The 23,676-nt window shown below is 68.5% G+C and carries 20 protein-coding genes; 6 read left to right on the top strand and 14 right to left on the bottom strand.

Annotated elements, in window-relative coordinates; genetic code table 11:
• Window positions 1-58 precede the first annotated feature (58 nt).
• On the top strand, window positions 59-931 hold the full coding sequence (locus G6O69_RS11145) for a hypothetical protein (protein WP_172303493.1): 873 nt from the start codon (window positions 59-61) through the stop codon (window positions 929-931).
• A gap of 89 nt (window positions 932-1,020) precedes the next feature.
• Here G6O69_RS11145 and G6O69_RS11140 read toward each other — a convergent pair whose 3' ends face one another.
• The 3 genes from G6O69_RS11140 to G6O69_RS11130 all read right to left on the bottom strand — a co-directional run bounded on the left by G6O69_RS11140 (window position 1,021) and on the right by G6O69_RS11130 (window position 6,261).
• The gene (locus G6O69_RS11140; protein ID WP_172303492.1) at window positions 1,021-3,375 is read right to left on the bottom strand and encodes a DUF4139 domain-containing protein; all 2,355 of its coding nucleotides are present in this window, start codon (window positions 3,373-3,375) and stop codon (window positions 1,021-1,023) included.
• 71 nt (window positions 3,376-3,446) lie between these two features.
• A complete protein-coding gene (locus tag G6O69_RS11135) occupies window positions 3,447-5,678 on the bottom strand; it encodes a molybdopterin-dependent oxidoreductase (RefSeq protein WP_172303491.1) in 2,232 nt (743 codons plus the stop codon).
• 64 nt (window positions 5,679-5,742) lie between these two features.
• A complete protein-coding gene (locus tag G6O69_RS11130) occupies window positions 5,743-6,261 on the bottom strand; it encodes a hypothetical protein (RefSeq protein ID WP_172303490.1) in 519 nt (172 codons plus the stop codon).
• Between the two features lie 76 nt (window positions 6,262-6,337).
• Here G6O69_RS11130 and G6O69_RS11125 point away from each other — a divergent pair, with 76 nt between their 5' ends.
• Complete coding sequence (locus G6O69_RS11125) at window positions 6,338-7,786, top strand: hypothetical protein (protein WP_172303489.1); 1,449 nt, start codon at window positions 6,338-6,340, stop codon at window positions 7,784-7,786.
• Between the two features lie 27 nt (window positions 7,787-7,813).
• Here G6O69_RS11125 and G6O69_RS11120 read toward each other — a convergent pair whose 3' ends face one another.
• The 5 genes from G6O69_RS11120 to G6O69_RS11100 form a co-directional block, all read right to left on the bottom strand.
• Window positions 7,814-8,599: a hypothetical protein gene (locus G6O69_RS11120; protein WP_172303488.1), complete on the bottom strand. Its 786-nt coding sequence runs from the start codon at window positions 8,597-8,599 to the stop codon at window positions 7,814-7,816.
• Between the two features lie 15 nt (window positions 8,600-8,614).
• Window positions 8,615-9,448, bottom strand: a complete 834-nt coding sequence (locus G6O69_RS11115; protein WP_172303487.1) for a type VI immunity family protein — start codon at window positions 9,446-9,448, stop codon at window positions 8,615-8,617.
• Between the two features lie 64 nt (window positions 9,449-9,512).
• Entirely contained in the window at window positions 9,513-10,463 is a 951-nt protein-coding gene (locus G6O69_RS11110; protein ID WP_346017029.1) for a PAAR-like domain-containing protein, read from the bottom strand.
• Window positions 10,464-10,473: 10 nt separating this feature from the next.
• Entirely contained in the window at window positions 10,474-11,496 is a 1,023-nt protein-coding gene (locus tag G6O69_RS11105; protein WP_176396768.1) for a beta-ketoacyl synthase N-terminal-like domain-containing protein, read from the bottom strand.
• 5 nt (window positions 11,497-11,501) lie between these two features.
• On the bottom strand, window positions 11,502-12,515 hold the full coding sequence (locus tag G6O69_RS11100) for a DUF2169 domain-containing protein (protein ID WP_176396767.1): 1,014 nt from the start codon (window positions 12,513-12,515) through the stop codon (window positions 11,502-11,504).
• Window positions 12,516-12,747: 232 nt separating this feature from the next.
• Between G6O69_RS11100 and ettA the strand changes: the two genes are divergently transcribed.
• Window positions 12,748-14,430, top strand: a complete 1,683-nt coding sequence (gene ettA / locus G6O69_RS11095; protein WP_172303484.1) for an energy-dependent translational throttle protein EttA — start codon at window positions 12,748-12,750, stop codon at window positions 14,428-14,430.
• A 9-nt stretch (window positions 14,431-14,439) separates the two neighbouring features.
• On the opposite strand, the gene G6O69_RS11090 is transcribed toward ettA, so the two are convergent.
• The 3 genes from G6O69_RS11090 to G6O69_RS11080 are packed head-to-tail and all read right to left on the bottom strand — an operon-like array spanning window position 14,440 to window position 16,513.
• A complete protein-coding gene (locus G6O69_RS11090) occupies window positions 14,440-15,339 on the bottom strand; it encodes an energy transducer TonB (protein ID WP_176396766.1) in 900 nt (299 codons plus the stop codon).
• Complete coding sequence (locus G6O69_RS11085; protein WP_172303482.1) at window positions 15,336-15,761, bottom strand: biopolymer transporter ExbD; 426 nt, start codon at window positions 15,759-15,761, stop codon at window positions 15,336-15,338. The genes G6O69_RS11090 and G6O69_RS11085 overlap by 4 nt, the downstream gene beginning before the upstream one ends.
• Window positions 15,758-16,513 carry a MotA/TolQ/ExbB proton channel family protein gene (locus G6O69_RS11080; protein ID WP_172303481.1) on the bottom strand — a complete coding sequence of 252 codons (756 nt, stop codon included), beginning with the start codon at window positions 16,511-16,513 and terminating at the stop codon, window positions 15,758-15,760. The genes G6O69_RS11085 and G6O69_RS11080 overlap by 4 nt, the downstream gene beginning before the upstream one ends.
• A 56-nt stretch (window positions 16,514-16,569) precedes the next feature.
• Between G6O69_RS11080 and G6O69_RS11075 the strand changes: the two genes are divergently transcribed.
• A complete protein-coding gene (locus G6O69_RS11075) occupies window positions 16,570-19,416 on the top strand; it encodes a hypothetical protein (RefSeq protein ID WP_176396765.1) in 2,847 nt (948 codons plus the stop codon).
• A 46-nt stretch (window positions 19,417-19,462) separates the two neighbouring features.
• Here the strand turns inward: G6O69_RS11075 and G6O69_RS11070 are convergent, their stop codons facing one another.
• Window positions 19,463-20,242 carry a hypothetical protein gene (locus G6O69_RS11070; RefSeq protein ID WP_172303479.1) on the bottom strand — a complete coding sequence of 260 codons (780 nt, stop codon included), beginning with the start codon at window positions 20,240-20,242 and terminating at the stop codon, window positions 19,463-19,465.
• Between the two features lie 133 nt (window positions 20,243-20,375).
• On the bottom strand, window positions 20,376-20,555 hold the full coding sequence (locus G6O69_RS11065; RefSeq protein ID WP_176396764.1) for a hypothetical protein: 180 nt from the start codon (window positions 20,553-20,555) through the stop codon (window positions 20,376-20,378).
• Between the two features lie 49 nt (window positions 20,556-20,604).
• Between G6O69_RS11065 and G6O69_RS11060 the strand changes: the two genes are divergently transcribed.
• Entirely contained in the window at window positions 20,605-21,021 is a 417-nt protein-coding gene (locus G6O69_RS11060; protein WP_172303478.1) for a hypothetical protein, read from the top strand.
• Between the two features lie 40 nt (window positions 21,022-21,061).
• Window positions 21,062-21,895 carry a hypothetical protein gene (locus G6O69_RS11055; protein ID WP_172303477.1) on the top strand — a complete coding sequence of 278 codons (834 nt, stop codon included), beginning with the start codon at window positions 21,062-21,064 and terminating at the stop codon, window positions 21,893-21,895.
• A gap of 44 nt (window positions 21,896-21,939) precedes the next feature.
• Here G6O69_RS11055 and G6O69_RS11050 read toward each other — a convergent pair whose 3' ends face one another.
• Complete coding sequence (locus G6O69_RS11050) at window positions 21,940-23,673, bottom strand: carboxyl transferase domain-containing protein (protein ID WP_172303476.1); 1,734 nt, start codon at window positions 23,671-23,673, stop codon at window positions 21,940-21,942.
• Window positions 23,674-23,676 lie beyond the last annotated feature (3 nt).

Below are 23,676 nucleotides of genomic sequence, written 5' to 3'. Positions count from 1 at the left end.
GATCGCGCCCCGACAAAAGCCCGTCTCCCGCGCCGGGGCTCTGTTACGCTGATCCGGCATGGCCAGCGACGACCGCAAGCTGCCTCCGATGGTCTCCAACCTTGGTCAGGGCGACGAGAGCCAGCGCAAGGCCGCCATGGACGCCTTCGGCACGGGCATGGCCTCCCTCGACCTCGACAACCTCGACGCCTCCCTCGACGACGCGCCCGAGGAGGTCGACAAGGCCACGCCCGAGGAGGTCGCCGCGCGCCAGGTCCCGCTGAGCTCCAAGGCCAAGTCCAGGGCCGCCGCCAGCCCGCCCGCAGGCGGCTCCCCGCCCGCAGCTGGTGAGCCGGCAGGACCGAGCTGGGGAGGCAAGGAGCAGGCCCTCGAGGTCGACCACGGCGACGACGCGTCCAACCCTCGCGCCCAGCTCGAACCGGTGCCAGACACCGCTCACCCCCCGCAAAACCGCCGCGTACCCACGCAGCGGCCCAAGCCCAACCCAAACCTCGTCCTCGACGATCCCGACGAGGACGCGACCACCGCCGCCTACCCCAGCCTGACCAAGGGCACGATCCCCAAGAGCCCGCCCCCCAACGTCGCTGGCGGCCCCTCGCCGAGCCCCGCGCCCTTGCCCCGCGGGCTGTTCTCCAGCGACCAGATCACCAACATCCTGATCGGCGTGGCGATCGGCGCTGCGGTGATGATCCTGCCGGCCAAGCGCATGGCAGAGCGCTACGAGCAGCGCGAGGTCGCGCCCATGCTCGACGACCTCGAGGGCGCCGTGGACCACCCCCTCGGCGTGGCCGCGGGCCTGATCGAGAAGCCGGCGAGCATCGCGGCGCGGATCGAAGACGGGCGCAGCAAGGTCCGCACCCGCTTCATGCTGATCTGGCTACTGGTCGGCCTGCCCGCGGGCGCGGGCGTCGGGCTGATCCGCCGGCGTTGACTCTTTGACTCGCGGCTCCCTCGGCCCGACTCGCTGACAGCCGAAGCTGACGCTTTGTCAGCTGCCCACCCGGGCCGCGCTGAGCGTGCTCACTTTTCCTTGGCCTGCCCCTTGGCCTGCCCCGTGGCGGCGTCCTCGCTGACCGCCCCCTTGCCCGCGCGCAGGTCGAGGTCCTGAAGCATGTCCTCGAGCTCGATCTTCTTCTCCAGCCGCTTGCTCTCCAGCTCCACGATCTTCCGCCCCTTCTCGTCCGCCTCGCTCGAGAACTCCTCCAGCCGCGTGTTGAGCTTCTTGCGCAGCGACCCCGCCGCGCTGTCCTTCTTGATCGCCTCGAGGTTGCGCCGCGTCTGCTCCGCCCGCTGCTCGAGCTCCGCCTGCTGCCGCCGCAGCCCGTCCACCTCCGTGTCGATCCGCCCGATCTCCCGGCGCAGATCCACGATCGGCTGGAGCTTCGCCCGCGCCCCCGCGTCCAGGTCGCCCTTGGCCAAAAACTGCTCGAGCAGGCCAAGCGCCTGCTGATCCCAGATCGCCAGAGTCAGCTTCGAGGGCGTCTGCTCGACCACCTTCAGCGAGGCCGAGTTCGACTTCGCGGGGATCGTGATCGGGATCAGCCACGCGCCCTCGAGGTCCTCGGTCCCCTCGGGCCGCTTGGCGAGCGCGTAGTTGCTGCCCGACTGCGGCTGGCGGATCAGCACTTTGTAGGCCTCCGGCTCGACCGGCCCGCGCACGTCCCAGGTGGTCGTGGTCTGATAGAAGCTCTCGACCTCGAGCACGCCGCGGACGATGCGGGTCAAGGTCATCTCCTGGCCGCTGTACTGCTTGGCCGAGGTGACCATGATCTCGGGCTCGACGGCGAAGGGGATGGTCACCGAGGTCCCGGCGCCCACGGCCTCGGACAGGCCCTCGCCGACGAAGCTCCCGCCCGAGTAGATCGCGATCGGCCCGGGCTCGAGCACGTAGTCCGTGGCGTTTTCGAAGCGCACCACTCGGTAGGGGTTGGCCTCGTAGCCGTAGCCTGCCCCGCCCGGCTTGTAGAGGAAGGTCTGCTCGGCGGAGATCGACTCGTTGACCAGGGCGACCATGGTCGAGGTCCCGTCGGGGACGGTCACCGGCGTATCGAGGTCGACGCGGGTCAGGCCGGAGATCCGCTGCGAGCGGGCCGAGGCCATGGTGCTGCGGCGCAGCGTGTCCACGTCGATCAGGCCGCCGGGCAGCTCTTCGGTGACGGCTTGCTGCCGGGGACTCGCGGCCGAGCTCGCGGACGAGCGCGCGGGCAGCTTGGCCTTCGACCGCTTCGAGCGGCCCCCCCCGCCCGAGCCCGTGCCCGTCGCCATGTCCTCCTCGTAGTCGTACGCGTAGTCGTCGTCGCCGTCGTCGTAGTCCTTGTTGGCGTCGCGCCAACGGGTCGACTTCTCCTCCACGACGCCCGCGGGCTCGGCCATCGGTGGCGGCGGCGCCTCCTCCTCTTCCTCCCAGCTGGTCTCGCCCAGGGCCACCGTCGCCCGCTTGTCGGCGGCGCTTTGGGTCATGTCGCTGCGATAGACCTCGCGGGGCGAGTGCAGATCGTAGCGAAAGGCGATCGGCGCGCCAGAGGTCAGGCTCAGGCGGACCTCATCCCAGTCCTCGCCCGAGATGTTGTCGACCACGGCCCAGCCCTGGAGCAGCGCCTGACCCTTGCCCGCCTCGGGCAGGACCACGCGATAGGTCGGCTTCCACATCGGCGCGCCAACGACATAGCTGACCTGGAGGCGGTGGCTGCGGGCCCCCGCCAGGCGCAGCTCGAGGTCGACCTGCTCGAACATGCCTTCGCCCGCCGAGGCGTCGAGGCTGCGGTGCAGCTGCATGGCAAGGTCGCCGTCGTGGAGCGTGATCGCGTCGACCTTGGACAGGCGAACCACCTGCATGCGCTCGCGCGAGAGCAAGGTCAGCTTCCAGTCGCGGCTGTCCTGGGTCGGCGCGGGCATCACCGTCCGCGCCGTGGTCACGGCGTCGGGTTCGTTGATGCTGCGCTCGATCATCACGATCCGCCCGCGAATGAACCGCCCCTGAGCCTTGACCGTGATCTCCGTCCCGCGCAGCGAGTCGAGCACCTCGGCCAGGGACCCGCGCCCCGGCGCCAAGGTGGCCATGGCCGCGCTCGCCCAGGTCTGCGGATCCAAAGGCATGGACACGCTCACCGCCTTGCCGTCCTCGTCGACCACCGTGAGGCTCTTGAGCAGGTCGTTGACCTGGTCCTTGCGCACGCGCAGGCGCAGGACCTCGCCCTCGACCTTGCCGTGGCGCTCGAAGTAGCCGACCCCGCTGCGATAGAGCACCACCGAGCTCAGCTCGAGGCCGTCGTCGGCGACGCTGGGATAGGGCGTCCGGCCGGCGCAGGCGGTCAGGGCCGGCAAGGTGGGCAGGGCGAGCAGAGCGCACAGCGCGAGGGGCGAGAGACGTCGCATCGCGCGCACGCTATCCGCGACGCGCCTCGTGCCCAACTTTTTGGCGCGCCCGCCCGCAGAACGCTCTGCGCTCAGCCGATCCCCGACCAGCTGCGCGGCTCGAATTCCCCAGCCGCCGGCCGCACGTCGACCACGAAGCCCGTCAGGTTCGACATCCCCGAGACCCGCTCGATGGCCTCGGGCCCGTCGGCGGCCAGCAGGTTCACGTTCACCCCCCGGGTCTTGCCGGCCACGGACAGGCCGCGCGCGTGCTGGTGGCCCCAGCCGTGGGGCAGCGCCACGGTCCCGGGCATCAGATCCTCGAGCACGGCCACGGGCACGCGCACGGTCGCGGTGTCCGTGCGCACGTCGGCGTAGCCGCCCTCGACCAGGCCCAGGCGCGCGGCGTCTTCGGGGTGCACGTAGAGGTGGTTGGTGCCCGCGCGCGCGAAGGCCTCGATGTTGTGGGTCCAGGAGTTGTGCGTGGTGATCGCCCGCTTGGTGATCAATTTGAGGCGGTTGGCGTCGCGGCGCTCGCTCTCGAAGTGCGCCTCGAGCTTGGCGGTCTCGGCCATCAGCGGCGCGGGGGCGAGGTCGAGCTTGCCGTCCTCGGTGAGCACGCGCTCGCCCAGGAAGCTCCCGGGCGCGTGCGCGGGACGGAGGCGACCGTGGGGCGCGGCGAGCAGGCCGCCAAAGCTGCCCTGGCCGGAGACCCGCAATAGCATGTCGAGCAGGAGCTCTTGGGGGATCGCCGGCTGACGATCGGGGTGCCGCCTGGACCAGCGCCGCTTGCCCCACTCGAGCAGGCGCTGGGCCACGCGCGAGTCGAACAGGTTCACGCCCGCGGCCCGGCACAGGTCGAGGTAGATCGTGGCCTCGTCGCGCTGCTCGCCCTGCGGGGCGACGACCTCGCGGGTGGCCTGGAGGTAGGGCTTGGACTGCATGCCCAGCATCAGCGGAAAGATGAAGGGCAGGTCCGGGCGCTGCATCGGCGAGGTGCAGGGCAGCACGTAGTGGGCCAGCGAGGCGGTCTCGCCTTGGAAGATGTCGAGGCAGACGAGCAGCTCGAGCTCACCCAGGGCCTCGCGCAGGCGCCCGGCGTTGGCCATGGTCAGCAGCGGGTTGCCGCCGGTGACGATCAGCGCGCGGATCTTGCCCTTGCCCGGGGTGAGGATCTCGTCGGCCAAGGTGCCCCCGGGGAAGGCGTCGTTGACCGCCCGAAAGCCGCCCACGCGCGAGCGCTCGCTGCTGGTCAGCAGCCCGTTTTTGACCCCGAACTTTGGGAAGTCGATCACGCCCTGACCGACCAGCGTGCCCCCGGGGCGGTCGAGGTTGCCGGTGATCGCGTTGATCACCTCTTGCAGCCAAAAGCCGATCGAGCCGTGGCTGCCCATGTTGACCCCGGTCGAGCTGTAGAGCGCCGCGCCCTCGGCCGCGAGGTAGGCGTCGACCATGGCGCGCAGCTGGTGCGCGGGGATCTTGGTGACCTGGGCGCAGCGCTCCGGGGTCCAGGGCGCGGCCAGCTCCTCGATGGCCGCGAAGCCGCGCATGTGCGCCGCGAGCCGCTCGCGGTCGACGGCGCCGCGGGCCAGGACCTCGTGCAGAAAAGCCAGGTAGAAGAAGGGGTCCGTGTTCGGGCGGATGAACACGTGCTCGCCCGCGGCCTTGGCCGACTCGGTTCGCCGCGGGTCCACGAAGTAGAGCGCGCAGCCCCGGCGCTCGAGGGCCTTGAGGCGCTGGACCGGGTTGGAGACCTGCAAGAAGCTCCACTTGGACACCGCCGGGTTGGCGCCGACGACGATCAGGCAGCCGCAGCGCTCGAGGTCCGGGAAGGGCTGGGTGAAGCAAAAGCCGTAGAGCTCGCGGGCGACGGCGAACTTGTTGGCGCAGTCCTGGGTCGCCGAGGCGTACATGCTGCGCGAGCCCAGGGCGGTCATGAAGCCCTGGGCGAAGATCGGATGGAGCACGCCGAAGCCCGCAGCCGTGCCCACGTACATGGCGATCGAGTCGGGTCCGTGCTCGGCTTTGAGCGCCTCGAGCTTGGCTCCGATCTCGGCGAGGGCGCGCTCCCAGCTCACGCGCGCGTAGTCGTGCTCGTGCCCCGAGCCGCCCGGCTCGCGACGCAGCGGGTGCGTGAGCCGGTCCGGCGAGTCGTAGAGCTGGTACTGCTTGAGGCCCTTGACGCAGGCGAAGCCGCCGGTCGCCACGTGCTCGGGGTCGGGGCGGATCTGCGTGATCCGGCCGCCCGCCGTGCTGACCTCGAGGCCGCACAGGGCCTCGCAGATGCGGCAGAAGGTCTGGTGGGTCTGCTCAGAATTTTTCAAAGCGGGACCCAATATCACCCCTGGTGGGTCACCCTGGAAAGTCACTCGTGAGGGTTTCGCTCGCTCATTGCGCGAGCTCATCGAAGACCGCGGGGTCGAGGCCGAAGACCGACACGGCGAGGGTCACCACCAAGAATGCCAGCGCGAAGGCCAACGCCACGATCCCCACCAGGCACGCCGCACCGATCCCAAACGCCGCCCAATTGGAGGCCTGGGGCCGCCCCTCGACCAGCCGCATGCTGAGCTCGGTGCCCTGCACGACCTCGGCCACCTTGTAAACCAACCCCGCGACCGCCCCGCTGAGCAGCACGTTTGGGATCTCTTCGGGCAAGACGAATCCCAGGCCAACGGCTGTCAGCGTGATGAGGATGCCGAGCAAGACCATCCCCACCCGCTCGATCCTCTTTCGCCCCATGCGCTTGGCGTTGATCGCAAGCAAAACGCAACCAGCGAAGCCACTGGCCAGGAAGGCCACGACCGTGATCTGCTTGAGTCCAAACAGTGGTTTGCCCGCATCCTGGAGCGGCTTGGCCGCCGGAGCCTGGTCCCCCGAGGGCGCCTGATAGGGGTTGAATTCGCTCACCAGGCGAGTGTAGCCCAAGAACACGCGTTCTCCTCGCTTCCGGCTGGCTGGCCGCCCCGAGGCGTACACTCTCCTCGTGGACTGCCATTCGCCTCGCCTCGACCTCTCGTCCGCTCTTCGCCTCGCTGCACTCGTCGCGCCCCTCGGCCTGCTCGCGGCCTGTGGCGACGACGCTGCACTCGATGGCAATGACGGGCAGGACGAGCAGGACGAGCAAGACACCCAGGCGACGAGCGAGGGCGATGAGGCCGGTGCGTCCAACGGCGAGTCGGGCTCCGCCGAAGGTGGCGAGGACGTCGGCGAGGACGTCGGCGAGAGCGCCGAGACCGGGAGCGAGACCGGCGAGCCCGCCTGCGATCCCCTGGCCCCCGAGGCCCTCGAGCGCGAGTTCCTGGTCCGGGGCAGCAGCCGCGAGGGCGTGCAGCTGAGCGCCTGCGACTACCACGTGTGGTGGATCTCCGCCGCCGCCGACGTCGAGACCACCCTGACCCTCGACGCTGGCGTCGAGCAGGGCGTCGAGCTAGCGATCAGCTACCCCGACACCCTCGCGTTCACCAACCCGATCGCCAGCGCCACGCTCTATGGCCCCGGCGCGCTGAGCTTCGACGCCCCGCGCTCGGGTGAGTTCGCCGTGCTCGTGCGCGCCCAAAACCCCGGCGCCGATCCGGACCTGAGCCTGAGCTACGACCTCTCGGTGACCTGCACCAACCAGTGTCAGCTCGAGACCACGCGCTTCCCCATCACCTTGGTCCACGGGTGGACGGGCTTCGAGAACATCGGGCCGCTCGACTACTTCTACGGCGTGCGCGCGGACCTCGAGGCCCTCGGCTACCCCGTGGCCGTGCCCGTGCTCGATCCCTACAACGCCGTCGAGATCCGCGGCGAGCAGCTCGCCGACTTCGTCGAGCTCACCTTGGGGGCCCAGCGCGCGCGCAAGCTCAACCTCTTTGGCCACAGCCAGGGCGGCATCGACTCGCGCTACGTCGCCGCCGACGCCGGCGGCGGCCTTGGGGATCACATCGGCGCGGTGATCACCTTGGGCACCCCGCACCAGGGCACCCCCTTCACCGACATCGCCCTCGGGCTGATCCCCGGCCCCGCCGAGACCGTGCTCGTCTGGCTGCTCAACTTCCTCGGCGCCGCCCAGAGCCAGCAGTCCGACGTCGAGGCCTCGCTCTACACGCTCAGCGAGACCTTCATGCAAGGCGAGTTCAACGCGACCTACCTCGACCACCCGCAGGTCCAGTATTGGAGCTGGACGGGCGAGACCTGCGTCGCGGGGATCGGCTGCCAGGACGCCGTGGATCCGCTGCTGCTGTTCAGCTACGAGCTGATCCAGCCGATCGCCGGTGCCAACGACGGCCTGGTGCCCGAGAGCTCGGCGGTCTGGGGGGACTACCTGGGCCTCGTGCCCGCGGACCACATCGACGAGATCGGGCAGATCGGCGGGCTGACCAGCTTGAGTTACGACCACATCGAGTTCTTCCGCGACAACGCGCGGATGCTCGCGGACAACGAGTTTTGAGGCCCGCCTCCGGGCGAGACCGCGGCCTCATGACTCGATGATGAGCTCACGCACTCGAGCGATCCGCTGATCGATCGCCGCGACGACGTTGACGAGGCCGACGAAGGCCCCCTCGTGGCAGCGGATGTGGCCGAGATCGAGGACCAGCTCGTCTTCGACCATGACGAGCGCGTCATCGACGATCAGCCCGCAGTCGCTCGGCCGGCTCGGCGCGATGGCGTATGCCCCCCAAGCGCTCACGCCCGCCCAGGTGAGCAGCAGCCCGAAGATCTCCTGACTTTGCTCCTCGCTCGGCGCCTCGTCGAAGAGAATCGTCGCCGCGCCGGACTCCATGAGCTCCTCGTCGCGCTCGACCGAGAAGCGGAGCGAGGCGTCCTGCCCTGGGTAGACATCCCAGCTGTCCGGGCTCGAGCGGACCGGAAGCGCCGACGCCCCCGCGTGGATGGGCAACAGGTCCACGGACTCGACGGACGGCCCCGGGACGTTGTCGAGCAGCAAATTGAGCAGCACGATCGCCGCTCGATCGTCGAGGCGCACGCCGCTGAGCAGCCACGTCACGGCCCCCTCCGTCATCGTCATCGAGCCGTGGTCGGCGATCCCCGACTCCCCCGCAGGGATCGCCTCGCCCGACATCGCGCCCGTGCCCGCCAGGACGATCCAGGCGGTCACCGCGGCGTCCAGCTTCTCCAGCGCGACTTCGTCGAGCGCTTCTTTCAACCTGACCTGGAGGCGAAGGTCCTGGCGCTGGCCGAGCTCACCTTTGCAGGGCGCTCGCAGGGTGAAGGCTGGCGCGTAGGCGGTGATGAGGGTCATGGTGGGTGCTCTCGGTCAGTCGAGGAAGCGACGCTGCCAGCGCATGTACTCTTCGTCGTCATCGAAGAAGCCGATCTCATCATCAAAATATGTGATCGGCTCGAGCACTTTTGCCATCGCTCGGAGCTGGGAGAAGTCATCGTCACGATTGACATCGCCTGGCACCGGCGGGCCCGAGCAGCGTAGCGCCACGCCATTCGCGGTGGCCGTCACGCTGATCCCTTCGAGCGCCCGCGAGAGTGTCTCGAGCCCGCCAACTTCTTCGGCGAGCGCTGGCCCGAGAAAGACCATCCATCGCGCTCCGAGACACCGCTTACCCATATAAAGATAAGTCTGTGAGTGATCGTGCACATCAAATCCCAGGTGGCGAAATACAAGACGATGGACATCCTCAGCCGAATCATCGATCTCCGCGTCGTTTGACCAATTCAGCGCAGGAGACACATACCCAGAGTCATGTGGAAGAATCCTGGCAACACCGAGCGCAAACCTCGCAACACGCTCGCCGTTATCATCAGCCCACTCCGCCGGGAACCTCATCTCGACATAGTTAGTCTCTCCCTCGTCCGGCTCTCGCACGCCAAGCATGGAGAAGAGAAAGTCTGGATTGACGTGCTGGGGCCCCAAAACCTCAAATGCGCTGATCTCTCGCTTCGCGGCCTTAACTGGATCAACCTGCCCCAAACACCTGCGAACCGCGCGCGCATCGGCAGGTTTGCTCGTCGAAGCGGAGGCCCCCACCAACGCGTGGCCAACCGCCTCTGGAGGCATCTCTTGCCGCCAAAATTCGAACACTCCCTCGACCGCGGATGCCCACTCCCCAAAAGGGCAAACCTTGAAGAAGGTCACGATCAGACCATCTCGCAGCCTGGGGCCGCCGTACTTACCTTCTACGAAGACGTGGACCATCGCTCTACCAGCTCGCGTGAACGATTTTGACCTTTTTCCCAAGAATTTTATACTTCCGTTTCTGCTTTGCCTCCATTTTCCCTCCACCCTCACAATTGAACTTGAAGTCATAAACTTTTCTAATATTCTTTTTGAGAGCTCGAGTCGCAGGTGGTTCTATCACCACAACGTCTGCGATGAGGTGAGTTGCACCGCCACCTCCTCCAAAAAACGCGTTTCCCCACACATTCCGCGTTGCCTGCCCCGCAGCCTTCGCCTGTTTGTATGCTTTCCCAGCACGCGAGTATGCATCACTAATCGCATCCCGAGACAGGAGTTTTCCATTCTTGTCGTAAGGCACCTCCGATTTCACATACGGATTCCCAGCCTTTTCGATTGACTCCTGGCAGCACTTGTGTTTTTTCGTGCCCAGCCTGGTGCAGGGCTTGCCGATCGGCTTCTTCCCCTCGTCTTTCTGATATCCATCTTCCGCGTTCACCTTGTCATTGCACTCATCGGCGATCTTTTTAAGTGCTTTACGCACGTCTTTGCCCCCCGCCGCCTGCAACTCCTTGATCGTCGCAGCGTTCGCCGGGTTCGAGTTGTTATTGGTCATCGCGTCGCCCAAGAGGTGAATATTCTTCCCCTCGGCCTTCACGTCCATGGACCCCGGAGACACGAATTTCGCCGTGCCATGCGTCGCCCCCGACACGATCCCCCCACCTGTCCCCTTCGAGGCGATGTCCCCCGTGCTCTTGAAGGTCACCCCTTTGATCGCCACGGCCTTGCCCTCGATCTTGACCGTCTTGGTCGCGCCTTTCATGCTCATCCCAACCCGCGCGACATTCGGCAGCGGGGTCGGGACAAAGGGCGCGGGCGGCCCCGGCATCTTGCAGACATTGGGCATCGTCGCCGCGGCGACCCCCTTGCTGCCTTCGGTCACTGGAGTACGGGGTGCGTTGACAGTGGTCTTCACCTTGCTCTCCTCACTCGCACGACTCTACCGCAGCGGCCGCCCTCGCACCACACTCGGAGCTGGCCCACGCGAGCATGTGGCGCCCCGCGGCGTAGCCACGACGGGCCGAGACCGCCGCCAGGGTCAAGAACAGTGGCCCCGAGGCCGCGCCTACGTCTCCCCAGCAGTCAGCCGGCGCGACGTAGGCGTTCGAGTCCACGAAAGGCGCCCAGACCCTCAACGGGACATACATGAATTCTTCACTGCGGTAGCTCTCACCATTGATATCGCAGTAGGTCGTGCGGATCTTCTGCTCGGGTAGTCGAAGCGCCGCGGTCGCGGCCTCGATCGCGTCCGACAACCCTCGGCCCACGCACACGGCGTCGGTCTTGATCCGGTTGGGCTCGAGGCGACTCGCAACCCCAACTAGGCGAGCGAGCGTGGGCAGCCCCAGCTGGGCGAGCCGCTCACGACTGCCAACGAGGCAGCAACCCGCCGCCTCCCCGGGGATGAAGCCCGCGCGGTTCGCCTCGTTGGCGAGCTGACGGTTCTCATCGAGCCACTCCATCGTCAGGGCGTTCAGATAGCTGTCGACGCCCAAGACTAGCGCGAGCTCGAGGTGGCCGGCCTCGATCTTGGCGGCCGCAGCTTCGAGGGCGAGCAAGCCCGCGGCGTGCCCCTTTGGAACGCTCTCGACGGTCTCGAGCGCGACCCGAGGGAGCAGCGCCGCGGACAGGCGCTCGACGAGGCGCTCCCCCTCGTCGAGCGTCCAACCTGGGCGGGGCTCTGGCAGGCCAATGTAGAACCCCGCCCTCGCCCGGGCGCGGAGCCCATGCGTGGCCTCGTCCAGGGCGCTCAACCCCATCGCATACATCCTCTCGGACACCGGGAGAGAATCGGGCAGCCTCGCGTCCATGGCCGCGCGCATCCGCTCTCCTGTCCGGTCCACCCAGCGCGGATGAAAGCTGAGCCGCGAGATCCCCGCGTGAACCGCCGTCCCCACGGCATCGGCATAGAGCCCAACGGGCGCTCGCGCGCCGACTGCAGCAATCACCGTCTTCATAGCTTCCGGTACTCTTTTTGAACAATGCGCGTCTGGTCGAGGAAGTCTGCCTCCCGATGGCACCTCAGGCTGCCATGCCAGACCATGATCACGCGTGGAAAATCGGGCTCGATGATGACCGAGTGCAGCGCGGCTCGGTGATGCTTGGGCTTGCTTCGCGTCGCGATCGACGTCTCCAGCGAGAGGAAGACCTTCGGCAGGTCGAAGGCCAGCAGCCCACCGGGCGACATGTTGCGGAGCGTGACTCGCTCCCCGCCACGCAGATGAGGGATGAACTGCTGGTCCACGGGCGCGCACATCCAAAAGCTCGGGTCGAAGTCCTCCGGAAGCAGCGGCTTGCGCGTCTTCGTCCACGCCTCGTCGTATGTCCCTCCGAGCTCGCGCCTGGGCTGCCAGTAGCTACAGACCGCCCCCAAGCCGGCTGCGCCGCTTTTGTCCCCCGACAGCGCGCCAATGTTGGGAGCGGGTCGCCCGAGTAATTTTCGCGCGAGGGTGGCGACCCCGACGCCGATCGGGTTGGGGGCGAAGAGCTCGTGCTTCGACGGGTCGGGGTCGTCGCAGTCGTAGCCACCGAAGGCCCGCTCGTAGACGAGGGGCATGCGCTCAAACGCTCGCGGCAGCGACGGCGTCGCTCGCCCGAGCGCCATCTGGTAGACCCGGTCGCCGATCACCTCGAGGACCTTGGGCTGGCGGGATCCAACACCCAGCGCGACCTCCATCCGCGCCGTGGGAGCGCCTCCCGGGGCGTAGGCGTGGCCGTTGACGTAGACGTCGGTTCCCGGCTTGGGCAGAATCATGTCGGCCTCGTATCGCAGGCTCGAAGACCCCGGACAGCCGTGATACTCGGGCTCGAAGAGCGGTTCGAGCTGTTCGCCAGCGAGCGCCGTGCGACCGTCGTCGCCGATGGTGAAGGTCCCCTTCACGACGACCACCCACCGCTTCCCGCCATCGGCGTCTTGAAGCCAGGCACGCTCTGCCTTGTAAGGCGTACGATTTTCGAGCTCCCACATCGATCGAGACGCACCTCGACAGTCGTCGCAGACACGCGGTCGATTGCTCGCCGTGACCGAATTCACGACGGTCTCGCTCTTCCTCGAAAGCGGACCACGGTGATTTTTGACCGTCCGACGACACCCCAGAGCGCGGCGTCCGGGCCCGAGCCCGCGGTTCTTCTCGCCCGCCAGCGGAGCCGGCGCGGGGGGCCTGGCCAGGGCCGCGCCGCGCGGGTAGAGTCCCGCCGCCATGGCCTCCTACCAGTACATCTACACGATGAAGGACCTCGCCAAGGTCTACCCCGGCGGCAAGAAGGTCTTCGAGAAGATCCACCTGTCCTTCTTCCCGGGCGCCAAGATCGGCGTGATCGGAGACAACGGCGCCGGCAAGAGCACCCTGCTGCGGATCATGGCCGGGCAGGACAAGGAGTACATCGGCGAGGCCTGGTCGGCCGAGGGCGCGCGCGTGGGCTACCTGCCCCAGGAGCCCGAGCTCGACCCCAGCAAGGACGTCAAGGGCAACATCGAGGAGGCCGTCGCCGACATGCGCGACACCCTCGAGCGCTTCGAAGAGGTCTCGATGAAATTCGGCGAGGTCTCGAGCGACGACGAGATGAACGCGCTGCTCGAGGAGCAGGGCAAGCTCCAGGACAAGATCGACGCCGGCAACGGCTGGGAGCTCGACCACACCCTCGAGCTGGCCATGGACGCGCTGCGCTGCCCGCCCAGCGACGCCGACGTCACCAAGCTCAGCGGCGGCGAGCGCCGGCGCGTGGCCCTGACCCGGCTGCTGCTCGAGCGCCCCGACATGCTGCTGCTCGACGAGCCCACCAACCACCTCGACGCCGAGTCGGTGGCCTGGCTCGAGAAGCACCTCCAGGACTACCCGGGCACGATCGTCACGATCACCCACGACCGCTACTTCCTCGACAACGTGGCCGAGTGGATCCTCGAGCTCGACAACGGGCGCGGGATCCCCTGGAAGGGCAACTACTCGAGCTGGCTCGAGCAGAAGCAAAAGCGCCTCGCCGACAAGGAGAAGCAGGAGAGCGCCCGGCAAAAGGAGCTCGCCCGCGAGCTCGACTGGATCCGCATGAGCCCCAAGGCCCGCCAGGCCAAGAGCAAGGCGCGCATCCGGGCCTACGAGGAGCTGGTCAACAGCGCCGAGAAGCGCAAGCTCGACACGACCTCGATCCACATCCCCTTCAGCCGCCGGCTGGGCAACGTGGTCGTCGAGGCCGACGGGCTGCGCAAGGCCTTCGGCGACAAGCTGCTGTTCGAGAACCTCGAGTTCAAGCTGCCCCGCGGCGGCATCGTCGGGATCATCGGCCCCAACGGCGCCGGCAAGACCACGCTCTTTCGCATGATCACCGGGCAAGAGCAGCCCGACTCCGGCGCGCTGCGGGTCGGCGAGACCGTCGACATCGCCTACGTGGACCAGAGCCGCGAGGCCCTCGACCCCGACAAGAGCGTGTGGGAGGAGATCAGCGAGGGCAAGGAGAGCATCGACCTCGGCGGGGTCGAGATGAACTCGCGCGCCTACGTGGGCAAGTTCAACTTCAACGGCGCCTCGCAGCAGCAAAAGGTCGGCACGCTCTCGGGCGGCCAGCGCAACCGCGTGCACCTGGCCAAGCTGATCAAGCGCGGCGGCAACCTGCTGCTCCTCGACGAGCCGACCAACGACCTCGACGTCGACACGCTCCGCCACCTCGAGGACGCGCTGACCAGCTTCCCGGGCTGCGCGGTGATCATCAGCCACGACCGGTGGTTCCTCGATCGCGTGGCCACGCACATCCTGGCCTTCGAGGGCGACTCGCAGGTGACCTGGTTCGAGGGCAACTACGCCGACTACGAGCGCGACCGCAAGGCGCGGCTGGGCGACGACGCGATGGTCCCCAAGCGCATCAAGTACCGCAAGCTCACCCGCGGCTGAGCCCGCGGGCTACTTGCCCGGCTTCGGCTTTTTGATCCGCGACGGCCGCTTTTGGTCGAAGTGGATCTCGAAGCTCACCACCGAGCACACGCGCTCGGCCGCCCCGCCCCCCTCGATCGGCTTGAAGCGCCACCGCTTCACGGCCTTGGTGCACAGCGCGTCGACGGCGGGGTCGCCAAAGCGCTGGACGGTGCGCACGGCCTCGGTCCTGCCGCGAGCGGTGACGCAAAAGGCCGTGCGGTTGACCCCGTCCTCGCGCTCGAAGCCGGCCGAGGTCCTGGCGAGGTCCTGGGGATCCGGGTTGGGGGTGAAGACCGCCCGCTTCATCACGGCCTCGAGCGGCTCGGGGGCGGGGCGCTCGCGCGGGCGCGAGGGGGCCGTCGCTGGCACGCCCCCCGGCACGCCACCTGGCACACCGCCCGGCACGCCACCCACGACGCCGCCCGGCACCCCGCCGGGGACGCCACCCACGACGCCACCCGGCACCCCGCCCGGCACCCCCCAGGGGACCGCGGCCTTGCCCGGGTTCTTTGGCGGATGCACGGGCGTGCCGATGGCGTCGGGCAGCTTGGCGCAGCCCTCACAGGGCGCGGGAGGGGGCGCGGGCGGCCCGGGCGAAGACTTGGGCGCGGGCTTGGTCTCGGGCCGCGGCTCGGGCTCGGGCTCGGGCGCCGACACGAGCTCGGGCTCGGGCTTTGGCTCGGGCGCGACGGGAGCCTTGGGCTTCGGCCGCGGCTGCGATCGCACCCCGACCGCCTGGATCGCCCGCCGCGGGCGCGGCTCGGCCGGCGGCCGCGGCTTGTAGCTCAGCCCCCACAGCGCCAGCGCCAAGGCGTGCACGCCCACGCTGATCACCACCGCCGCGGTCCAGCTGCCCTGCTCTCCCCTGGCCGCAGTCGTCGCGCTCATTCGAATTTCGTGACCACCATGTCGACCCGCGTGAAGCCGACCTGGGTGACGAGATCGAGGATCGCCAGCACCCGGCCGTGCGAGGCGCTCTCGTCCCCGCGCAACAGGATCGGCGCCCCAGCGTCGCGCTCGTGCAGGGCCTCGAGGCGCTCGCGCACCGCCTCGTCGGCCAGCGCCTCGTCGCCGTCGATCACCACCCGACCGTCGGCCATCACCGTCAGCGTCATGCCGCGAAAGCGGTTGTCGCGGTCGGCCTCGCCCGCCGCGGCCTCGGCGAGGTCGACCGGGAGCAGGTACTCGTTATGCGAGGCGAAGGTCATGGTGATCACGAAGAAGATCAGCAGCTGAAAGACCACGTCGACAAGGGGGGTGAGGTTGATCGAGCCGTCCCCCTCGCCGTCCTCGGCCCGCCCGATGTTCACGCCGCCGCCTCCTCGCCCTGGTCGCCGTCTTCGGCCTCGGCCTCGTCCACGGCAAAGGCCCGGATCAGCGCCCGCCCGAATTCCTCGATCTCGTTGATCATCGCGTCGATCCGCCCGAGCACGAAGCGGTGCCCCAGGTAGATCGGGATCGCCACGATCAGCCCCGCCGCCGTGGTCAGCAGGGCCTGCCAGATCCCGTCGGCCAGGGTCCCGATGTCCGCCGCGCCGTGGCTGAGCGCGGCCTCGGCCACGACCCCCTGAAACATCGAGATCATCCCGACCACCGTCCCGAGCAAGCCGAGCAGCGGAGAGATGTTGGCGATCGAGCTGAGCACGCCGGTGCGGCGCTTCATCAAGTAGAGCTCGCGGCGGCCCGCGTCCTCCATCAGCGCACGCATCTGCCCGGCCGCTGCCCGCGGGAGCTCGAGGCCGGCCAACAGCACCCGGCCCACCGCCGTGCCCTCGGTCGCGAGCAGGACCCGCAGCGCCTCGCGCTCCTTGGCCGCGATCAGCCCGGGGGCCGCGGCGCGGATCTTGGGGCTGAGCACCCGATCTCGGCGCAGGTAGAGCAGCCGCTCGACGAAGAAGGTCACGCCCACGAGCGAGGCGAGGAGGATGGGAGCCAGGAACCAGCCCCCCTGAAGCAGCAATTCGATGAACAGAGCGTCGCTCCCTTGTCTGACGCCGCACATCTTACCCGCGGCCGAGGAGGCCACGCCCATCACCGGGTTCCCCCCCGATCGGGCGCGCACAATTCACCGGGCTTTCACCCGCGCAGATACAACCTGCTTCCTGCTAGCCTGGCCGCGTGTCGCTCGCACGACGAGCCCTAGGGCCTGCTCTCCTCCTGGCTCTCACCGCCTCGAGCTTCGCTTGTCTCCATGGGCAGAGCGCGGGCAGCCGCCCGCCGATCCTGGAGCCGACCTCTGCCCGCGTCAGCGTGCCCGAGGTCGCCCTGCCCTTTCACCGCGCCGCGATCGTCGAGCTCGCGCTGCTGTCACCGGGTAGCGGTCAGTCCTGGCGCCTGGCCACGGTCGACGCCGAGGGCTGGCTGCGCGTGTGGGCCGACGGCCGCCTGGTCTTCGCCGCCATCGCCCACCCCGGCGGCGTCTCGGCCATGCGGGTCAGCGACCAGGGCCGGCTCTACACCGCGGGCTTCGACGGCCGGGTGATCGAGTGGCGCGACGAGCCCGGGACCACGACCCTCGCCCCCGCCCGCGCCTGGGCCCTGCACATCGACGACGACCTGCCCCTGCCGCGGCCGGTCCCGATCACGGCCATGGACGTCGCGGTGGGCAAGCTCGCGGTCAGCGACGGGCGCTACGTTCAGCTGTGGCCCCTCGAGGATCCTGCGGCTCCTGACGACGGGGCCCCTGACCCAGCCAACGCAGCCGAGTCGGCCGACTCGAGCAAGGCCGACTCGAGCGAGGCCGACACCAAGCGCGAGCCGCTGTGGTGGATGACGGCCCGCGAGTTCGTGTCCGGGCTCGAGATGTCCGCGGACGGGCAGTACCTCGCCACCGCCGAGCTGCGGACCTCGAGCCTGCGCGATGGCCTGGCCAACCATCCCCTCGCACAATTCCCCTCGCGCGGGCTCTCGGCCGTCAGCCCCGAAGAAGAGGCCGATCTGCGCTGGATGGCCGAGCGCGACTTCCCTGGCGCGCGGGCCGACTACGTCGAGGTCTGGCAGCCCGGCCACCGACGCGCGCGCCAGATGATCCCCCAGGCGCCCATCGACGCCGACCTTGGCGTGCTCGATGATGGCAGCGTGGTCTACCGCGAGATCTGGGACGAGACCCAGGCCTGGGTGATCGCCCGCCGGCTCTCGGACACCACGCATATCTGGCTGCCCATGGTCGAGCCGTGGCCCTTCTCCAAGCCCGCGCCCTCCCCCGACCAAGCGCCCGACCAAGCCCAGACCCCCGCAGCAGAGAACGCCGCGCCCGTGGGCGACTTCGTCATCGGCCCCAAGGGCGAGATCGTCATCGTCGATCACTTCTCCGGCTGGCAGTACCTCCCGCCCGAGGGCGGCTTCGCGGTCGGCGATCGCCGCGAGCTCGCCGTGGGCTACGGCCACGCCGCGCTCGGCGATCGCTGGGGCAACCTGAACGTCGTCGGGCTGCAGGACGAGCCCGGCACCCGCGGCTGGCGAAACCCCGGCGAGGAGCTGCCCGAGCTCGTCGCCGCCGCCTCGGGTCGCCCTGCCCTGGCCACCGCCACCCCCGAGCCGCGCACGCGCTACCGACTCATCGATCTCGAGGCCGGCCTCCAGAAGCTCCTGCGCGTCGAGCATCCCAGCGCCGTGCTCCAGACCCTCACCGAAGACGGCCAGCCTGCCGAGTCGAGCCCGCCGCCACAGTACCCGCTGATGCTCGCCCTCGACGGCCAGGCCGAGCTCCTCGCCGTGAGCGCGTGGAGCTTCGACGCCGACGAGGTCGGCTCGATCCGCCTGCAGCCCACCGGCGAGGGCGAGCTCCCGATCCTGCGCCAGCGCGGCATCACCCCCGGCCAGGACATCGCGCTGAGCCCCCAGGGCGACGAGCTGCGGGCCTGGTCCCTGGGCGGCGACGCCCAGCGGTGGCGCGCTCCCACCATCGTCGCCAAGCCCGAAGCCGCGCGGACGCCCCGGGGTGTCCCGCTCTTCTCGGCCAATGGCGCGTGGTCGGCCGCCGTCTCGCCCTCGGCGTGGATCGTCGCGCCCCGCAGCCCTGCGAGCGCAGCCGCCGAGGACGACGCCGCCGCGGGCTCTCCCGGCGCGTCTGCGACCGAGACGCTCCCCAGCGCGTCCGCCGGTGCGTCTGCGACTGGCACACCCGCGAGCGCCGCGGCCTCCGACGCATCTGCAACCGATCCCTCCGCCACACCGGCAAAGGTCACCTCCCCGACCGACACGGCTGTGAGCGCCGCCTCTCCCAGCGCGACCGGCGATCCAGGCACCGCCTCGACCGAGGACGCCAGCGACAGCCCCGCCGACGCCCCCGCCACCGAAGCCCCTCCCACCGACGCCGAGCCCCGCCTGCTCCAGCGCGATGTCAAAAACCTCGGCGAGTCCATCGCCGCCCTCGCCGACGACGGCACCCTCGCCGTCGTCGAGCCGCTGGGCGGCGGCGTGCTCGAGCTGTGGCCGCCGGGCGCCAGGCAGACGATCCCCCTCGAGCTCCCCGGCGCCGCCACGGCCCTGGCCTGGCTCGGCACGCAGACCCTGGTGGTGGGCTTTCAAGACGGCTCCATCGCCCGCGTCGACCTCGACCCCGAGTCGGGCGCTCCGCTCCAGCCGGTCGTCATCGACCCCGGCGAGGGCGGGCGAGTGTGGTCCCTCAGCGCGCTAGGCGAGGGCGCGTTCGCGGAGCTCGACGAGCGTCAGCTGACGCTGCACCGGCTGAGCGACGACGCGATCGTGCGCGTCCACGTGGCCGACCGCGGCGCGCTGGCACGGCACGGGGGGATGGGCGTCGAGGCGGCGCGCGGCGAGGACATCGTCGCGGTGTGGATCCCCGGGGCGGCGATGCCCGCCTGTCGCGTGCTCGATGGCAGCGTCGCGGGGGTGCTCGTGGGCGAGGGCGTGGAACGCTTCGACGCCGCGCGGGCGGGGGAATTCTTCGCGGCGTTTTTGAAGGGTGAGGGCTGCGGCGAGGCGGAGGACGAAGCGCAGTGAGCTGCATCCGTCGAGCGCCGCGCTCACCTCGGAGCGCGACGCAGGCTCACTCGTCCCCCCGCGGCGGCGGCTCGAAGTCATCGGGCACCCTCAGCTCGAGGTGCTCCACGCCAAAGTCGCGCAGCATCGACGCCGCGAGCTCGGGCTCGATGCGCGGCGCGACCAACACGCAGCGCACCTTCTCGGGGGGAACCCCTGGGAACATCACCTGCCAGACGCAGCGATACTTGGCCGCCTGCGCATACCAGCGCCGGTCCTCGGCGCCCACGTAGGGCTTGACCTCGATCAGGCACCAGCTGCCCGACTTCTCGTAGACGACCACGTCGACGCGATCGTGGGTCGCGAGCACGAACTCCAGGGCGGCCTCCCCCCAGGGTCCCCCGCGCAGCCCCGCGAGGGCCTCCGCCGGGCGCTCGGCGATATAGTGCTTGAGCGCCCAGTGCACGTCGCTCTCGCGAATGACGCGGTCCTGGTCCGCGGCGCCCAGCGAGCGCTGACCACGAGCGGCCCAGGCCGCATAGAGCGAGTCGGCTTGGGGATCGACTTCGACTTCGGCTTCGGCTTCATCGTAGCCGCGCAAGCTGACAATACTCCCCACGCTCGTCACCCACTCGGGGAGCGCCGCTTTGATCAACGCCGGGGTGAACACCGTGCGGCCCGAGGTGAAGATGTGGCCATCCCGCAGCAGGCCGCGCCAGGTTCGATGGACCTCGGCGGCGGAGATCCGCGAGGGCTTGCCGCTGCGGGTCCGCGCGGACATGCGCTCGAAGTAGTCGTCGCCGACCGCGGTGATCTGGTTTGCGACCTGCTCTTGCAAGGTGAACACGGGCGCGCCGCTCTGGCGCTGCTTTTCAGCAAACTCGCGAACTCGCTGCCAGACTTGCTGTTCGGACGGAGGACTTCGTCGAGGCGGCTGCGTCACATGTGAACACTCGCGAACTTTTGATAACCATGTCCACTCACGAGAGCCACACGACTGTCATCCCCCTATCTGCCCGCGCCTGCTCGCCGACGACGACCCTCGCAAGACCAGCCAGTCCATTTTCACGACTCGAGAGCGACCACTCCGACCACGACCGACCTCGGGCGACCCAGGTGATCGTCACACTCGCCATGGGCACCACGGAGCGGCGTGGCACGCCGGGATCACATCACACATCTACATGAAATTCATGATATCATTCGAGTATGCGCCATCTCGCTTTCCCACTGCTATTCCTCGCAGGCTGCACACGCACCGCCGACGAGCCCATCGACTATGACTCACTGAGAGCTGAGGCCTGTACCTCCGCCTGTGCGGTCATCGACACCTGTGACCCCGATCGCTTCGCCGGGATGGACCCCGAGGACTGCTTTGAGCGCTGCTCGACGCTACTTCCTCGCCTCCAGGAGGAGAACCAGTGCGGCAGTCGAGAGATCATTCACCTCGAATGCCTCGGCAAGCTCACCTGTGATGAATTCGAGCAAAACGAAATCGGCTCAGATCTCTCCGAGCCATCATCACTAGACTTCGACGCGCCTTGCGTCACCGAACTGCACTGGGCAGTCGAGTGTGATCATAAAGAACCCTTCAACCTCGACGAGCCCGCCCCCACGGCCCCCTGAGAGAGCCCCCATGCAATTTCGAGTTAGACTCCCTCTGCTCTTGTCGCTCATCCCCTTGGCACAGGGATGTATCATACCCGACCGGGACATCGTCGTCATCCTCGAGCACCCCTGTGGTGAAGAGTGGATCGCCCAGACCGTCGGGGCCTATGGCTACAATGGGCTCGGCGAACAGGAACCCGTCAAGACCGAGGATGACGAGTGGATAAGCAAGCACTACTGCGTATCCCAGGCTCAAAGCGAACTCTTGGCAAACCCTAGCAGTGAGATCGCCGATACCTTCATGGCTGAGGTCTCTGCTGAGTGCACACACCGTGCACTCACGCTCGGCCTCGCCGACAACGACGACACCTGCGTAGGAGTCGCTCACCTCGCATGGATCGGTGAGTGCCAGAACCCAGACGGTGGTTGTGATCAAGGTGCCGACGAAGCCGATGTCGAAACGGGTGACGACACAGAGGGCACAGAGGATGACAGCGGAGACACCGAGACCAGCGATGCAATCACCCTTGCGGATCTCGAATTGAGCGATGAGGTGATCATTGAGAATGGAGCATATGTTGTTTCAGAGCGTCTGATCTCTGTCGCCGACAGTGACATCGTAGGTCTCATGGAAGATGGCACGACGGCGACTCAGCTCGTCGATGACTTCGATGAGCCCTACGCTTTCGAGATCTCGGGCGTACGCTCTGACAACCTTGGAGGTGTCCTTGGGCTCAAAAATGGAGACCGGGTCACCGCTATCGACGGCTGGCCTACAACCAACCTCGAGAGCCTTCTGAGTATCGCCGGACACCTGGAAGAGGCGGAACAAAGCACCATTGAGCTCGAACGTGATGGGACCGTCATGACGGTGACCTACCGCCGACGCTGAACGCAAACTGCGAAGGCCTCCTCGCCGGCGGGCTGCGCGGCCGCTCAGCGCGGTCCGCCGGCGATCACAGCCAGGTCGTGCAGCGACCAGATCCGCGGGTTCTTCACCCGCCGCGACCCCGTGCTCTGGTACGCCATCTCCACCAGCGCCGCCAGCCACGGCCGCAGCTCGTCCATGCGCACGATCTCGTCCGTGTCCATCTGCCGCCCCGCCACGTAGGGATCCATGTCGGCCTCGATGCGCTCGGCCACGGCCTGCATGCCGGCCGCGATCTTCGCGCGCTCCTCGGGGTCTTGGGTGACGATCTCGAAGTCGTCGTCGAGCTTGGTGTTGTAGGTGGCGATCGCCAGGGTCCGGCCCTCCATGACGGAGAGTCGGCTGACGGTGGTGCTCAGCTGGACGACGGGGTCGTAGGGCAGGCCGGCCATGGCGTAGTAGCCGGCGCCCGAGGCCTTGCGCAGGAGCACGGTGAACATCGGCACGTCGTTGGTGCTGTTTGTGTAGATCAGGCTCGAGCCGTAGCCGAGCAGGCCCTGGGCCTCGGCCTCGGCGCCCACGTCGAAGCCGGAGATGTCCTGTAGCCAGATGATCGGGATGCCGTCGGCGTTGCAGGCCCGGCTGAAGGCGCTGATCTTGGCGATGCCGCCGCGGTACAAGATCGCGGCGGGGCGCTTGCGCTCGCGGTGCTCGGGATCGCCGACGAGGCCCTGGCGGTTGATGATGAAGCCGGCGTAGAGCCCACCGATGCGGCCGACGCCGGTGATCATCTCTTCGCCGGTCTCGGGCATCAGCTCCCAAAACAAGCTCTGGTCGCACAGCCGGGCGAGGACCTGGCTGGCGTCGTAGACCTCGCGGTGATCCGGGGGGATGATCCCTCCGAGCTCGCGGGCGGGGTGCGCGGGGTCGATGGGGCCGCGGCCGTGGCGGTAGAAGTCGGCGCCGGAGCTGGGCAGCTTGGCGATCTCGCGGCGGATGCAGTCGAGCGCGACCTCGTCGTTGGGCACGCGCACGTCGGCGCAGCCGCTTTGGTGAACGTGGACCTCGGGGCCGCCGATGTCCAAGCTGGTGATCTTCTGGCTCTTGGCGCCCTTGATGAGCGCGGCGCCGGCGATGACCATGTAGGCCTGCTCGGTCATGTAGACGCGGTCGGAGATGATCGGCATGTAGCCGCCGCCCGCGATGCAGTCACCGAACACGCCGGCGATCTGCGGGACGCCGGCGGCCGAGAGCAGCGAGTTCTTCTTGAAGATGTGCCCGGCCCCGGTCGCCCCGGAGAAGGTCCGCGACTGCTCGGGCAAGAACAGGCCGGAGCAGTCGACGAGGTAGACCGTGGGCAGGCGCAGGCGCAGGGCCATGGTCTGGGCGCGCTCGATCTTCTCGGGGGTCTTGGGCCACCACGAGCCCGAGGCCACGGTGTTGTCGTTGGCGATGACCATGCACCAGCGCCCCTCGATCTGGGCGAAGGCGGTGACGACCCCGGCCCCGGGGGACTCGAGGCCGCGGTCGCCGAACTTCAGGCCCCAGTTGACGAAGGTCCCGACCTCGAAGACCTCGCTGCCGGGGTCGACGAGGCGAGCGAGGCGCTCGCGGGCGCTGAGCTTGCCGCGCTCGTGGAGGCGGTCGAGGTACTTTTGTCCCCAGCCGGCCTGGACCTTGGCGCGCTTGTCCGCGAGCGTGGACTCGCGCGCGGCGAGGGCCTCGCCGTACTCGGCGAAGGTTTGATCGTCGCAGACTTGGTCGCGGGGAGAGCCGATGGGCGAGAGCGGGACGATGGCCATGAG

Source organism: Pseudenhygromyxa sp. WMMC2535, assembly GCF_011083025.2.
Note: the sequence above shows the minus strand (reverse complement) of the source record. Positions and strands in the feature narration are given on the sequence as shown.

Coding starts and splice junctions, on each gene's coding strand:
- G6O69_RS11145 (WP_172303493.1), top strand. CDS start 59: ATGGCCAGCGACGACCGCAAGCTGCCTCCGATGGTCTCCAACCTTGGT.
- G6O69_RS11140 (WP_172303492.1), bottom strand. CDS start 3,375: ATGCGACGTCTCTCGCCCCTCGCGCTGTGCGCTCTGCTCGCCCTGCCC.
- G6O69_RS11120 (WP_172303488.1), bottom strand. CDS start 8,599: ATGACCCTCATCACCGCCTACGCGCCAGCCTTCACCCTGCGAGCGCCC.
- G6O69_RS11100 (WP_176396767.1), bottom strand. CDS start 12,515: ATGTGGGAGCTCGAAAATCGTACGCCTTACAAGGCAGAGCGTGCCTGG.
- ettA (WP_172303484.1), top strand. CDS start 12,748: ATGGCCTCCTACCAGTACATCTACACGATGAAGGACCTCGCCAAGGTC.
- G6O69_RS11090 (WP_176396766.1), bottom strand. CDS start 15,339: ATGAGCGCGACGACTGCGGCCAGGGGAGAGCAGGGCAGCTGGACCGCG.
- G6O69_RS11060 (WP_172303478.1), top strand. CDS start 20,605: ATGCGCCATCTCGCTTTCCCACTGCTATTCCTCGCAGGCTGCACACGC.
- G6O69_RS11050 (WP_172303476.1), bottom strand. CDS start 23,673: ATGGCCATCGTCCCGCTCTCGCCCATCGGCTCTCCCCGCGACCAAGTC.